The sequence below is a fragment of the Nordella sp. HKS 07 genome (assembly GCF_011046735.1).
Lineage (GTDB): Bacteria > Pseudomonadota > Alphaproteobacteria > Rhizobiales > Aestuariivirgaceae > Taklimakanibacter.
Genome location: NZ_CP049258.1, coordinates 3,309,309 through 3,323,627 on the forward strand (window position 1 = coordinate 3,309,309; position 14,319 = coordinate 3,323,627).

11 protein-coding genes are annotated in these 14,319 nt (G+C 59.7%); 3 read left to right on the forward strand and 8 right to left on the reverse strand.

Annotated elements, in window-relative coordinates:
* Window positions 1-282: 282 nt before the first annotated feature.
* A complete protein-coding gene (locus tag G5V57_RS15525; RefSeq protein ID WP_165165892.1) occupies window positions 283-1,314 on the reverse strand; it encodes an IS110 family transposase in 1,032 nt (343 codons plus the stop codon).
* 114 nt (window positions 1,315-1,428) lie between these two features.
* Window positions 1,429-2,970 (reverse strand): winged helix-turn-helix domain-containing protein, encoded by a 1,542-nt coding sequence (locus G5V57_RS15530; RefSeq protein ID WP_165168453.1) that lies wholly within the window; start codon window positions 2,968-2,970, stop codon window positions 1,429-1,431.
* A 125-nt stretch (window positions 2,971-3,095) separates the two neighbouring features.
* Here G5V57_RS15530 and G5V57_RS15535 point away from each other — a divergent pair, with 125 nt between their 5' ends.
* The gene (locus G5V57_RS15535) at window positions 3,096-3,539 is read left to right on the forward strand and encodes a cupin domain-containing protein (RefSeq protein ID WP_165168455.1); all 444 of its coding nucleotides are present in this window, start codon (window positions 3,096-3,098) and stop codon (window positions 3,537-3,539) included.
* 369 nt (window positions 3,540-3,908) lie between these two features.
* On the opposite strand, the gene G5V57_RS15540 is transcribed toward G5V57_RS15535, so the two are convergent.
* Complete coding sequence (locus tag G5V57_RS15540) at window positions 3,909-4,313, reverse strand: hypothetical protein (RefSeq protein WP_165168457.1); 405 nt, start codon at window positions 4,311-4,313, stop codon at window positions 3,909-3,911.
* A 609-nt stretch (window positions 4,314-4,922) separates the two neighbouring features.
* Here G5V57_RS15540 and G5V57_RS15545 point away from each other — a divergent pair.
* On the forward strand, window positions 4,923-6,419 hold the full coding sequence (locus G5V57_RS15545) for an arylsulfatase (RefSeq protein WP_165168459.1): 1,497 nt from the start codon (window positions 4,923-4,925) through the stop codon (window positions 6,417-6,419).
* 205 nt (window positions 6,420-6,624) lie between these two features.
* Here G5V57_RS15545 and G5V57_RS15550 read toward each other — a convergent pair whose 3' ends face one another.
* Together G5V57_RS15550 and G5V57_RS15555 are read right to left on the reverse strand one after the other, a co-directional pair.
* The gene (locus tag G5V57_RS15550; RefSeq protein ID WP_165168461.1) at window positions 6,625-9,084 is read right to left on the reverse strand and encodes an arylsulfatase; all 2,460 of its coding nucleotides are present in this window, start codon (window positions 9,082-9,084) and stop codon (window positions 6,625-6,627) included.
* Window positions 9,085-9,254: 170 nt separating this feature from the next.
* Window positions 9,255-10,160, reverse strand: a complete 906-nt coding sequence (locus tag G5V57_RS15555) for a hypothetical protein (protein WP_165168463.1) — start codon at window positions 10,158-10,160, stop codon at window positions 9,255-9,257.
* On the opposite strand from G5V57_RS15555, the gene G5V57_RS15560 reads away from it, so the two are divergent.
* Window positions 10,159-10,455 carry a hypothetical protein gene (locus G5V57_RS15560; protein ID WP_165168465.1) on the forward strand — a complete coding sequence of 99 codons (297 nt, stop codon included), beginning with the start codon at window positions 10,159-10,161 and terminating at the stop codon, window positions 10,453-10,455. The genes G5V57_RS15555 and G5V57_RS15560 overlap by 2 nt on opposite strands.
* Before the next feature lie 278 nt (window positions 10,456-10,733).
* Here G5V57_RS15560 and G5V57_RS15565 read toward each other — a convergent pair whose 3' ends face one another.
* The 3 genes from G5V57_RS15565 to G5V57_RS15575 all read right to left on the reverse strand — a co-directional run bounded on the left by G5V57_RS15565 (window position 10,734) and on the right by G5V57_RS15575 (window position 14,087).
* Window positions 10,734-12,197, reverse strand: coding sequence for an arylsulfatase (locus tag G5V57_RS15565; RefSeq protein WP_165168467.1), 1,464 nt, complete (start codon window positions 12,195-12,197; stop codon window positions 10,734-10,736).
* A 55-nt stretch (window positions 12,198-12,252) separates the two neighbouring features.
* Complete coding sequence (locus G5V57_RS15570; RefSeq protein WP_165168469.1) at window positions 12,253-13,278, reverse strand: transporter; 1,026 nt, start codon at window positions 13,276-13,278, stop codon at window positions 12,253-12,255.
* Window positions 13,279-13,655: 377 nt separating this feature from the next.
* Window positions 13,656-14,087 (reverse strand): DUF2721 domain-containing protein, encoded by a 432-nt coding sequence (locus G5V57_RS15575; protein WP_246737640.1) that lies wholly within the window; start codon window positions 14,085-14,087, stop codon window positions 13,656-13,658.
* Window positions 14,088-14,319: the final 232 nt, after the last annotated feature.

Consider the following 14,319-nt stretch of genomic DNA (forward strand, 5'->3'; position numbering starts at 1 on the left):
GGGCCATGTGTGGACGGCTCCGGGCTGTCAAGGTTCTTTTGCATGTCGCAGCGCTGGTCGTAGCAGCCATGTGTTCGGCCTTTGAGCGCGGCTCATAGGGCCGCTGGCCATAATGCCTTCCGCGGATCAGGTCCCGGTCAAAAGCTCGCATTCGACAATGCTGTGGCCCATGTGGGTTGTCCTGATCGCCGGATCGACCGGTTCTGCGTTACCTGCTGTCAGTCCTTTCCAGCCTTCACATCACGCCGTTGCCGGCGCGATCTCGTCCAAAGTCGCCGTGCCCTAGCGAGCCAGCGCGACGGGTTCCCTGTAACGCTCGCCCTTGGCCATCATCGCCCAGGCCATGCGGGCAATCTTGTTGGCGAACGCGATCGCGGCCACCTTTGTCGGCCGCCGCTCCAGCAGCTTGGCAAGCCATGGCCGATGCTTGGTGCCGTGGATTTTCGCGTATCGGATCACCGCCAACGCGCCAGCACAGAACAGCGAGCGCAGGTATCGATCGCCCTGTTTGGTGATATTGCCAAGCCTCTCCCTGCCTCCACTGGAGTTCTGCTTCGGCACCAGCCCAATCCAGGCTGAGAAGTCGCGTCCCGAGCGAAACGCCCTCGGATCGGGAATACTGGCGACCAGCGCGGTTGCCAGCGCCGGACCGACCCCGGGGAGTTCGTCGAGCCGACGGCTGGTCTCGTTTGAGCGATGCCAGGCGTTGATATGCTGGTCGAACGTCAGGATCTGCCGCTTCAGCTGCCATAGTTGACGGCCCAGTGCCTCCAGGCACTCGCGCGCAATCTCGGGCACGCGTCCATCGTCGGGATCGGCAACCACATCGAGCAGCTTCTCGACGCCATTGCGGCCGACTGGTGCGACAATGCCAAACTCGGCAAGGTGGGCGCGGATCGCATTGATCAGCGCAGTCTGCTGGCGAATGAACAGATGCCGCGTACGGTGGAGCATCAGACAGGCTTGCTGGTCGGGTGTCTTGGTCGGCACGAACCGCATGCTTGGCCGCTGCACCGCCTCGCAAATGGCCTCGGCATCGGCCGCATCGTTCTTCTGGCGTTTCACATACGGCTTCACATAGGCCGGCGGCATCAATCGAACCGTGTGCCCGAGTGCCTGCAACTCGCGCGACCAGTGGTGCGAGGACGCGCATGCCTCGATACCAACCACACAAGGCGAAAGCTTCCTGAAGAAACCGAGAACCCGTGACCGCTTGAGACGCTGGCGAATAACCCCCTGGCCGTCTGCGTCAATGCCGTGAACCTGGAAAACAGACTTCGCAATGTCGAAACCGATTGTCGTCACCGCTTGCATATCGAGCTCCTCCGAATCGTGGTCACCTTTTGGCCACCAATCCTATGGCACTTGCGCACCAGGTGGAGGAGCCGTCCACAGCATCATAAGCGGACAGGCGATTTGCGTCGGCTATTAAATATTTGCCCGACGAAGCGCGCTGCTCATCTGCTCTGTCCATGCCGGGTTGTGAGCCCTAAGGGGGGCTAGTACGTCGCCGGGTTGTTTTGCAACGCTGGCCATCTGTTGCGCGCAGCGGCGTGCTTCGTCCCATTTATCGAGCGCAGCATAACAGTAGACGAGAACTTCCAGACTGGTCGACCAATTGGGCCGAACCTGTAAGGCACGTGCGGCAGCTTCAAGCGCGGCTTCCCCACGTCCAGAGAAAAGGCGCGCGAGTGCAAGAATATTGAACCACACAAAGTTCTGTGGATCGTATGGGCTCAGCCGTAGCCCATATTCGAGCGGCGCAGTCGCCTCCGCTGCACGACCGCTGAAAAGAAACGCCATCCCCAAAACGCAATGGCCCAATGCAAAGCTGGGACTGATTTCGATGGCCTTTCGAGCGGCTCTGATCGCCTGCTCAAGCCGCTCCGAATACACACTGACGATTGCAAGTGCGTAGTGCGTATAGGGGTTTCGTTCGTCAAGACGCACCGCCTTTAGGGCCGCCTCCAGGCCCTCCTGCAAATCAGCGACAGGGTTGTCGGACCAGCCATACGGGACCACTCCGGCACTCACTCGCCCAAGCCAAAGATGAGCCTCGGGAAGTTCGGGATCGAGTTTGCAGGCTTGCCGAAATAGTTCTCGGGCTTTCAGATGGTTGTCACGTGTCACCTGATGGAAGTGCCAGGTCCCGCGACGGACCAGGTCCCAAACCGTGATATTGCCGGTGTGTCGAGCCGCTGCCTGCGCCCCTTCAGTCCTGAGCAGCTCCGGTTCGATAGCACCTGCCACGCGCTCTGCAATTGCGTCTTGAATAGCAAAAACCTCAGTCAGTTCGAGGTCATAGCGCTCAGCCCAGATGTGTTGGCCTGATGTGGCCTCGATGAGTTGTGCGGATATACGAATTTGCTGGCCTGACTTTCGCACACTTCCCTCGAGCAGATACTGTACGCCAAGTTCTTGTGCGATCTGCTTTGCGTCAAGCGACTTGTACTTGTAGGCGAAGCTTGAGTTGCGCGCGATGACGAAGAACCAGCGAAAACGCGTCAAGGCTGTAATGATGTCTTCGGTGATACCGTCGGCGAGGTATTCTTGTTCTTTGTCGCCGCTCAGATTGGCAAAAGGCAGCACGGCAATTGACGGTCTGTGCTGACGCTCCGCAGGCGGGGTCTTGCTCGTATCGCCAGCTCCTGCCAGACCGTGCACAGGAAGCCCGACGAAACGATATCCGACACGTGGAATTGTTGCAATCCACTCGCCGCCAGCGGGCGTCGGCCCAAGCTGCTTCCTGAGCGCCGCGATCTGGACCGAGAGGTTACTTTCCTCAATCGCGGCGTCACCCCATGCTTCTTGCATGAGCTCAGCTTTCGTGAGGACTCGACCGGATGACGCAAGAAACGCTTCCAACAGGCGCAGCCCTTTGCTGCTGACGGATACCGGCAGCCCCTCGCGGAGAAGCTGTCCGCGCCGCGTGTCAAGGACGAACGGGCCGAAGGCGAAATCGGTAGACATGTTTCGAGACCGGTGATTTTCGTAAGATTTCGGAACATTTCGGAGCATTTCGGTCTTGGATTCAAGACTTTTGAGTACCCTCCGGTGAGCTTATGCGCCTCCGACGCATAGTACAGGAGCTTGCCATGACTATCCTTGAGGCTACTAAGGCCGACAATTCAGTCACTGCTCCCCATAAAGCATTGGTCGTCAAGAGCGGTGCGGGGTACCGCGCAGAACAAGGTAGCGATTACGAGCCCGGAGTAAGCGCGGAAACGGTCGGCTCAAAATCGCTTTGGCTTGGGATGATCACGCTGCCGCCAGGAAAACGAACGTGGGCGCATGTGCATGAGCATCATGAAACCGCGCTTTACATGCTCAGCGGCGATGAAATGGAATTGTGGACTGGCGATCAACTTCAGTATCGCGACATGGTGCGGCCGGGAGATTATATCTTCATTCCTGCAAACATGCTGCACGTTGCGGTGAACCGAGGCGTGCATCCCGCCGTGTTTATGGGCTCGCGCAATGAAGCCACTGCCCAGGAAAGCCTGGTTTTACGTCCAGAGATGGACCGAAAGGTGCCTTGACATTCACATCTTAATCAATCGCTGACCCCGCCGGGAGTTCCTCTGTGGGACAGTCACGCTGATCAATGTCTGCTCTGGGTCAGACTCGGACATTGAATTAGTCAATTCCAAAGCTCCGCTCGGGGCAAGAGTGCACGCTGCCATTGCATCTGCTCGAGCTGACTGACGCCTTCCATAATTTGCTTTGGCATATCTTCGCTTGGAGACTTCGGCGGGCGCAAGTCGTCGAGGCAAGGCTTCACCTTGGTTATCGATCCTGAGCGACACCTGATACTAACCCAGCGACTGCGGCCAGAGCTGACGCGGCTTTCACGGTATGACGGTGATGATGCGGGCTTTCTTCGCTCTCATTAGAGCTTGTCGGCTACCTCATTCCAGATTTACTGAGCGCCTTTGCGATGGGGGCCAAGGCATAATCAATGGACAGCTAATCGACAATGATCGACACAGCTTGGTACGGCTCCACATAAAAACCTTATCGTCTATTTGGTCGATCCGCGTAGTGCAAGACTCTTTCTGCTTTCCGAATTTGTCGCAAAGGTTGTTGCCTTTGATGCGCCAAGTTCCGGCCACTTCGGGCTTTCCGTCCATATTGGATGTTGCAGTTCCGTCAGCGTTGTATTTGGTGACGCCACTAACCTTGTATTTTTCTGCCTTCCATTTGAGTGTATGCCCGATGAGCTTTTCTTTGATTTGATCGCCGGTTAAATCGGCGGCCGATGCCACTGAGGTCGAAATAATGAGAGATAGACTGGCACAAATTAAGTAACGCATGAATTCCCTCCCTGTGCCCCGGATATTCAATCAGGGCAGATGGTGGCGCGAAAACCGTCAACTGGCAATACCCATGCAGCAACTCGTGCCACAACATCCTGTCGCCCAACGGCTACCCAAAATCGATGAGGGCAGCGCGATGCGATCGCCAGCAGGCCCTACAACCTAGCTAGAGTGCCGGACGCTCACATGGAATCGGTCCGGCGCTCTAGCTCTTTGATTTGTGCATCGGATTATCCGAAAACCGCTTCGCACTTTTCGGTCCGATGCTGTAGCCAGCGTCCGCTTCGGGTCATTCGCTACCGAGGTCGAGCAGCAGCATCGCCATCACGCTTTATCTTCTCGTTTGCGCATGATCTTTTCGGAAAACCGCTTTGAACCTTTCCGGATCATGCTCTTGAAGCCGACTGTCCTCCAAGCACGGTCGTGGTCCGCGTGTCGGTGGGTGGGTAGGGTGTGATGGTTCCGTCCCCGCTGACTTCCGGTGGCGGCGTTTCGAAGTTGTAGTGTGCTGTTCAGCTGTAGAAGCGGAACGGACGTGGGTATATAGTCGGCCAATTCGAACTCACCTGCTTTGCGCGCCGAATGCGGCAACTGGGAGATTCAATCATGCGTGGACCCACTTTGGCAGCACTCATGTTGATCGCTGCGGCAACGTCAGGCGTCGCCCAGCAGGAGCAGAAGCCGAACGTCGTCTTCATTCTCGCCGACAATATGGGGTATGGCGACCTCGGCTCCTATGGCGGTGGAGAGCTTCGGGGCGCGCCGACGCCGCGCCTCGACCAATTGGCCCGAGAGGGGCTGCGGCTGACGCAGTTTCTGGTTGAACCGGCCTGCTCGCCGTCACGAGCCGCGCTGATGACCGGGCAGTACTCGATCCGCAACGGCTTGTCGCTGATCATCCTCCCGGGCACGCCCTCCACACTGCCCGCTAAGGCGTTCACGATGGGGCAGCTGTTCAAGGATGCCGGTTACGAAACGGCAATATTTGGGAAGTGGCATCTCGGCGTCGACCCGCAAAGCCTGCCGACGGCGCATGGATTCGATGAGTTCTACGGCATTCCGCCGGACATCTCCTGGGACTCGGCGACGTATGTCAGCACGATGGAGCTGACGCACTCGATCCCGGTGCCGCCCGCGGAACTCCTGGCAAAGGGTCCCCAGATCGTCGAGGCGACGGCCGGCGGGCCACTGCGGACCGTGAAGCCCTTCACACCGGCGGTGCGCGCCGAGATCGACAACGAGTTGACCGACAAGTCGATCGACTTCATGCGGCGGCAGAAAAAGGCCGGAAAGCCATTCTTCCTCTACCTGCCGTTCTCCATGGGGCACGTGCCGAACCTGCCCTCGGCGGAGTTTAAGGGGAAGTCGCGGATTGGCAATTACGGCGACAAGCTGATGGAGGGCGACCATCACGTCGGGCAAATTCTCGACACGCTCAAGGAACTCGGCATCGAGGACAACACCGTCGTCGTCTTTGCCTCCGACAACGGACCGTATGGCGAGACGGCGCGGGAGTTCGGCAACGAGGGCACGCCCGACATGGGCAATGCAGGCCCGTATCGCGGCGAGTTGGGCGAGGTGACCGAAGGGGCGATCCGCACCGCCGCGATCATCCGTTGGCCCGGCAAGGTAAAGCCGGATACCACGTCGTACGCGATGTTCTCGATCATGGACTTCCTGCCCACCTTCGCCCACATCGTTGGCGGCTCCCTGCCGACCGACCGGCCGATCGACGGCATCGATCAGTATGACGTGCTGCTGGGCGAGAGCCCGATGGGGCACCGCGAGAGCCTGCTCAGTTTCATCGGCGGCGACCTGGTCGCAGCGCGCTGGAAGCAGTGGCGCATCTACTTCACCGACGTCCATCCAACCGGGATCGGTCCGCAGCGCCAACCCGGCCTCTTTTCAGCCAGCGCGCCGCTCGCTGGCTACCCCCTCGTCTACAACGTCGAAATGGACCCGCACGAGGACCTCGTGGTCGGCGGCCTATTTGGCTGGGCAGGGGAGCCCGCATTCAAGGTGGTCGAGGAATACCTTGCATCGGTCAAGAAATACCCCAATCCGCCCGCGCCCAACATCACGGTATTCCGGGCGCGTGACTGAGCGGGCCACAGCACCGTCGTCCGCTTCGGGTCACTAGATCACGATGAGTTTGGATTGAGTCAATCCAAACTCATAAACGTGATCGTTTCTAATATTCTAGCGCGGGATGCGAAAAACCGGTGCCCACTTTTTCGCATCCCGCGCTCGCGGACATCGCGAGCATCTCTGCTATGCCGGCTTCGAGGACGCCTCATCAGTGCGCAGCCTAGTTGTTCGCTTTGGCGAGCTGACTACGGATAATAGCTTGATCATTTGCTCCGAGCTGTGTTGGCCCCAGCTTGAAGGCAACCTTGTCGAGCTTTCCGGTGAAGGGGAAAGGCACGCTGTAGTCACCATCGTCGACCGGAGTGCGGGTATCGACGCCCACGTCGAAGGTTTCGTCGATTGACATGATGAAGGGCACGGTGTGTGGGATTTTGTGGTTTGCAACGTCCTTGCCGTCCACCTTCAGCACGCCGGTGCCGCCCTTTCCGAAGCCCGGGCCGTCGTAGGTGAAGTCGAAAACGATGGTGTGCTTGCCCGGTGCCAGCGCGTCCTGCCCTTCCCAGCGAAAGCGTTCAAGGTCGAGGGCATTATAGAGGAACACCGGCTTGCCCTTGAGCAGATAGAGGCCATAACCACCGAAGCGGCCGCCCAAAGTGGTGATCATTCCCTCCGCACCGCCCTGGGGAACATCCACATCGGCGGTTATGGTGTAAGACTTGTTCAGGATGCTGGGGGCGTCACTGACGGGTAGCCCGGACACCTCGCCCGGGTAGGTGAAGAGGGTTCGCCCTGCTGTCGCGCTGGGCCGTGGCGCGATGATGCGTGGCAGGACGGAGTTGTCGAGAGGGAAGACATTGTATTTCTCCGCCTCCACCAGGAAAAGCTGCTGCAACTCGCGCAGCTTGTCGGGCATTTTCGCGGCGAGGTCGTTGTTCTCCGAATAGTCCTCGTTGAGGTTGTAGAGCTCCCATTTATAGCCGTTGATGACATCTTCGGGGAGCTTGACGGTACCGAGGAGCCAGGGTGGGGCAGGCGGGGTCGTCGCCGCGATCCAGCCATCATGATAGATCGCGCGGTTCGCGAACATCTCGAAATATTGCGTGGTGCGTTTCGAGGGAGCGTTGGCGTTGGCCTTGTCGAAGGTGTAGGCCATGCTCACCCCCTCGATGGGTTTTTGCGCAATGCCGTTGACAACCAGAGGCGCCGGGATGCCGGTCACCTCCAGGATGGTCGGCACGATGTCGATCATGTGGTGAAACTGCGTGCGGATCCCGCCCGCATCCTTGATGTGGTTTGGCCATGCGATGACCATACCCTGGCGGGTGCCGCCGAAATGCGACGCCACCTGCTTGGTCCATTTGAACGGCGTGTCAAACGCCCATGACCATGCGACCGACATGTGCGGATAGGTTGGGGGGAGGCCCCAGGCGTCATAGGCCTTCAACTGTTCCGCGATGGGAAGATCGAGAATGCCGTTATAGGCGGTCATCTGGTTTGGCGTGCCGACCGTGGTGCCTTCCGCGCTGGTGCCGTTATCGCCGCTGATATAGATGATCAGAGTGTTGTCGAGTTTTCCCTCATCCTCGACCTCCTGGATGACGCGGCCAATCTCATGGTCGGTGTAGGCCGCATAGGCGCCGAACACTTCCGCTTGATGCGCGAACAATCGCTTCTCGTCAGCGGTCAGCGTGTCCCACTTCTTCAGATCATCCGGCCATGGCGTCAGTTGGGTGTTCGCGGGGATCACACCGAGCCGTTTCTGGTTGGCGAAGATCTGGTCGCGCAGGGCGTTCCAACCCATGTCGAACTTGCCCTTGAACTTGTCGATCCACTCCTTGGTTGGCTGGTGCGGCGAATGGGTGCCGCCTGGGACATAATAGAGGAAGAACGGCTTGTCGGGCGCGGCTGAGTTGAGTTGCCGCAAATGACGGATCGCTTCGTCCGCCAGATCGGTGGTGAGGTTGTAGTTGGACTTTCCGACCCAGGGGAAAATCTGCGTCATGTTCTGATAAAGATAGGGCGTCCACTGGTCGGTCTCGCCGCCCATGAAGCCGTAAAAATAGTCGAACCCCATGCCGATCGGCCATTGGTCGAATGGCCCGGCTGAACTGTACTGGTAGCTCGGGGTGTTGTGGTTCTTGCCAAACCAGGATGTCGCGTAGCCGTTTTGCTTGAGGATCGTGCCGATGGTGGCACTGTCGACGCCGATGACGCTGTCATAGCCGGGATAGCCGGTGGATTGCTCGGAAATGATGCCGAAGCCGACCGAGTGGTGGTTGCGTCCGGTGATCAGCGCGGCCCGCGTCGGCGAGCAAAGCGCGGTCGAATGAAACTGAGTATAGCGAAGCCCCATTTGCGCTATGCGATCCATTGTCGGCGTCGGGATGACGCCGCCGAACGTGCCTGAAACGCCATAGCCCTGATCGTCGGTCATGATGAGGAGGATGTTGGGAGCACCCTTGGGCGGCACCACCTGGGGCGGCCAATAGGGCGTGGACTTCGTCGCCTCGAGATTGATCACGCCGCCGAACGGTGGCGGCTGTGGGGGCAGGTATCGCCCATCAATCGTCGTCGTTGCGTCGGGCGAGCCCGGCGTGCCGGTAATCGTTTGCGCGTGGGCCGCGACGCTGCAGAGCCCGGACGCAATCAGATATGAGAAAAGCAGCTTACGCGAATTCATGATGCCCTCCTGTGTTTCCTGCCTCAGGATTGGAGTGAGTGACGGCTCATGCGTGTTCAGCGAAGGCACGGGACTCTACGACACCGTCGAGGAAAACCAAATGAAAAGTAGGTAATTGCCTCACTCTTCCCTTTCGCTTTGTTATTACTCCCGCACCACGATCCCGCTCCTCACCCGGCGAACAACGTTTTGAGATCGATAAGGCGCCAGTCCCCCTCTTGCGGGATCTTCAGCCAGACCTGCAACGCATTGAGATCGGTGACGATCTGGTAGTTCGTGAGGTCAATGTCCTGCACGGTCGGTTTGGTGGGGCCACCCCTCTCCCTGAACAATCCGTCGTCGGTGAACAGCGTCAGGTCGAAGATCTCCATCATCTTCGCGGCGTCGATCTTGCCAAGCGCCTCGGCCGCCCGCTCGCGCACATTCTTGAGCCGGGTCAGCGAGTTGCTGGCGGTGTCGCGAATGTGGATTCCCCAGTTCGGGCTCAGGAAGGTGTTGACCACGCCGAGGTAGGACGCGGTCGGATCCACGCGCATGTTGGCATAGAGCGCGGTCTCGAAGGAAAAGCAATTGCCGCTCTTGTCCGCGATCCCCCAGATGAGCGGCATGTCCGTCCGCGCCCCACCGAAACGGGTACCGATGGCTTGGGCGCTGGAGGATTCCACCAGCCAATCGAACATGGTGTTGGCAAAGGAGGGGCGGTCAACCGAGATGACCTGGCCGCCCATGGACGTGCCATCGTGCACGTCGGTGTAAACGCCCTTGTCGTTGAGGATGCTCTGGGCATATATCCAGCCGGCCCAGTTCATATTGGCGACCTTGTTGGTGCCGTCGGTCGGGTTGAAGACGGTGAAGAAGAGGGGGAAGTCGCAAAACGCCTTGAACCAGTCGAGGTTGCGCGCGGTGTAGGTATGGCCGTCCCTGGTTGCATCACCCCAGCAGAACAGCGACGAGCATCCCGCGAAGGAGTGGATCTTGGCCTGGTAGACGTCCAGGAAGCCGGACTGGTCCAGCAGCACGACCTTGTCGACCGGCCAGCCCATCGCATCGGAGACGCCATTGTAGAAAGCCTGCATGCGCGCCGAGGAGGATTCTGAACACACGGGTGCCGAACGTGGCGCGCGCCACGGCTTCGGTCATCCAGCCCTTGTCGAGCACCGGCTTGACGCAATGGTCCCACAGCGGCTGGACCTTGTCTTTGGCGAAGGTGCCATATTGCTTGCCCATTTCGCGCCAGTCGCCCTTAAGCCGGCAGACGAAGATCGCCTTGTCGCCGGTGTCGTACAGCTTGCCGGCACCGGATTCCGCGATAAGGTTCAGTTGATTCGTTGGCATTTTGATAGCTCCTTTGATGTGGGGGAGCATCGATGAGTATTGCACTTGGTGCCCTGCGGGACCGTTGGGGGGCCGGCTCGACCGAGCGGACCACGTCGACCCATTTCTCAATCTTGCCATCAGCGTTCGGCCTGCCGAAAGTGGCGTAAAAGAGCCAGCGCATCGGCGAGTGCGGATCCAGCAGCGTCCCCTCCTGGTGCCGCCGGGCAGGGAAGGGCTCCTCGATGTCCTTCAGCCCCGTGGCCATGGAGACAACTTTTTGCACGTCGACGGCGCCATCCGCCCGGAGCATGGCGGGTGGCCTGATCGGGTACTCATTTCTTATAGCCCGTGAAATCCTCGCCGACCTTGATGTTGGGGTATTCCTTGATGCTCCGTTCATATTCCTCGATGAGCTTGAAGTCGGGCGCCAGCAGCGCGCCGTTGGTCAGATCGGTGTAAAACAGATTGTTGTCCTCGTGCGGATCGCTGCTCAAGTCGTACATCATGGGAAGCTGCGGCTTGATATAGCCACTTTGGATGGCGGGATCGGGACTGTTAACCGCGTAGCGGAACACCGTCTTGATAGACTTCCATTTGATCGACATCAGCTCGCCGTCATTGCCGAAGAACATGTAGCTGTCGCGCCCCGTGGTGTCGCTTTTTCCCAGCATGAAGGCTGAAGCGTCGACGCCGTCGATCGGTCGGTCCTTGGGCACTCGACTCGACGCACCCACCATCCCCGCCAGCGTCGGCAGCCAGTCCACCGCCCCCAGCATCTCTTGCGTGACGACACCAGCCGAGACCTTACCCGGCCAGCGGATCACCGCAGGCACCCGCATGCTGCCCTCGAACGGCGTGTAGAAGAAGTCGCCGCGCCAGGGTCCGTTCGAACCCGGCCCGGTTTGCGGGAGCGCCCCGCCGCTGGCGTTGTCGCTGCTGAAGATGAAGATCGTGTTGTCCTCGACGCCTGCTTCCTTTACGGCATCCAGCACCTGACCGACGCGGTAGTCCATTTCGGCAATGACGTCCTCAAATACCCTGCTACGCTCAGTCTCGGTGCCGAAGGTCGGGTTCACCATGACCGGCATGTGCATCTCGGAATAGCCCACATAGACGAAGAATGGCTTGTCTGCTTTTGCCTCGCGCTTGATGTAGTCGACGGTCTTCGGGATGATGTACTTCTCGTCGACGATCGGCCGCACCGCTAGGTCAAGCGGCATCGCCGGCGTCGACGGCTTGCCCTTGACCCCCTCCCAGATCATGGGCACCGGCACGCCGGTGTCCTTGAACTGCGGCCAGGCGGTATAGCCCGCCTCGTCCCAGCTGTTCTCGATGCCCCACCACTCGTCGAAGCCCTGGTCGTTCGGCAGCCGCCCCTGGGTGTTGCCACAATGCCACTTGCCATAAAGGGCGGTGTCATAGCCAGCGTCGGAAAGCAGCTCGGCGATGGTGTATTCCCACGGCGCTAATCCGGCTTTGCCCTGCCCGGGAAATGGGACGGAGGAGGTTCCTGAGCGCACCGGATGCCGTCCGGTGAGGATGGCCGCGCGCGAAGGGGTGCACTGCACCTCGACATTGTAGTTGTTGAAGCGGATGCCCTCCCTGGCGAGCGCGTCGATGCGCGGCGTGGGTATCGTGCCGCCGTAAGCCCCGAAGTTTCCCCAGCCGACGTTGTCCACCAGAAAGAACACGACGTTGGGCTTCTTTACCTGCGCCAGCGCCGGAAGCGCGGCCAGCGTCGTTGCGCCGATCAGGGCGCAACCAAGGGTGCATAGGCGCTCGCGTAGTTGCATCATCGCCTCCCATGTTTGCAGCGCTTTCAGCCAGTCCAGCGAGGTCGAAGCTACAGGATTATTGGTCCTTCGCCTTCGCCAGTGCCGAGATCGGCAGATCGATGGTCAGGAACACGCTGCCACCTTCGGTCCGGTTCTCGACGTCGAACTCGTAGTAGCCGCGCAGGTTGGTGTAGATCGGCACCTCGTCCATCGTGAAATTGTACCCGACCTGCGGACCGAGCGCGAAGGTGCGGCTCTCGAAGTCGCCGAGTGCGGCCCGCTGTCCTTCGTCGGGCGTCAGCTGCACATAGGCATAGCCGACGGCGCCGACGAAGAGCTGCTCGTTCAGGAAGCGCGATGTGCCGACATCCAGATGCGAATCGATGCCGCTGGTGTAGTCGGTATCGGGGTTCTCGAAGTTGTAGGTCAGGCCGGCGGTCGCCGAGAACTCCCAGCCGGTCTCGGTATTGAGATAGGTGTAGGCGCCACCCGCATCGATCGCGGCGTGGCCCATCCCGAGATTGGCGAGCCGGTCGGGGTCATAGTCGCCGACCGGGATACCGCCGGTGACATAGGCCATCCAGTTGTGCACGCCCTGGTTCCAGAAGAGCTGTGCGGTGGGATAGAGATCGCCAAAGCCGGTGATTTCGTCGGTCCGGCTCGCGGACAGCGGCCCCACTCTGACGTCGGCGGACGTCTGGTTCCAGCCGGGGAAGAACGTGACTGAAAAGCTCGGGCGCGCGCCCACGATGGTCGTATCCGGGGTATAGGTCGGTGCGATGAACTGGCCGAAGAAATCGGCATCGACGCCGAAGCTCACTGTGTGACCGCGGTCCAGCTCCACGTCCCCGTCTGCATTGCCCGAATAATAGTAGGACAACATCGGCAGGGAAAACCCAGGGGTCGGCGCGACGGCGGCGAAGCTCGCATACTGCCCCGGTACCCAGAAGCTGACACCACCCTCGTCCGCACGCGCGGTCTGGCTGGTTGTTGCCAGGGCGACGAGCGAAATCGAGACCGCGAGCCGACCGACTCCAGTCCTCCCCGCTGTGCGCCAACGGAGCGCCGCTGCATGTCGCCTTGTCGAATTGCGCCAGGCCATTGTCTGGACCTTCGCTTGTGCCGAAGCTCAACTCGACAAACACACGACCCGTGCAGTGCAGGCTGCGTACCAACACGGCGTCCTCAGAATGTCGCGTGGGCTTTCTTCCGCGTGGGGGCTGATTGCCGCAAGCAATGTTCTGGCACGGCTTGCATCAACAATCGTACCCCTCCGACCCAAAAAAATACCGCCTTTTCCCTCCTTCGGCAATGTCCTCAAGGGCAATAGACTGCAGGCGCGTCCTGAGCGACGATTAAATAATCGTCATAAACGATCGGGCAGCCTCCGGAGGAATCCGGTAGAAAATGCTAGTGACGACTCTGTGATGAACAACGACGAAGATGCTGCGTTGGGCGGTTTTCCCCGCTATCTCCGTGCTAATAGTGATCATGCTCGTCGAGCCCTATTTTGACTTCCAGGGCGAACACCACAAGCGAAGCGCAGAGCAGCCCCAAGGAAAAGATAAAGAGAATAGCGGCGGTCCATGCATGGGACCTCCCCGCCAATGCAAATGCGAAAGCGGCAATGATTAGAATTGCCGCGACAATGCCGCTGTTGATCGCCAGGAAAATCGCTCGGTGGAGCAGCGCCGCCCGCCGCCGCAGGCGCGGCAGATCGGCCTTAAGCCGCGATTTGGGATGACCCTCATCGGGGACGTCGTTGATGCTGCGTATGCGGTCGACAACCCCGCTCATCCGCGTCGTCAGGACGGAGATGAAGCTCGCAACCGCGCCGAGTAGAAAGGCCGGCGCCACCACATGACCAATCACCTGCGACAGGTGATCGATCGATCCGGGCTCAATCGTCAAGGCCATGTTATGCGCCTCCCACCGGGGTTTGATTTCATGTGATTCTATCCGGAAGGCGACCAGATTCGAGTCAAAATTGAATCCTGACACTAGTCACGCTGGAACGGGTCCACTGGGGCACCGTTGCTCGCAACGCGCTTGCCTCTGGTGCTGTTGGTTCTGCGTATCGTCGGCATTCACTGATAAGAAGGGCGCCTCGGAAACGGGGTACTTTTTGCGCTATCGGGCTCGG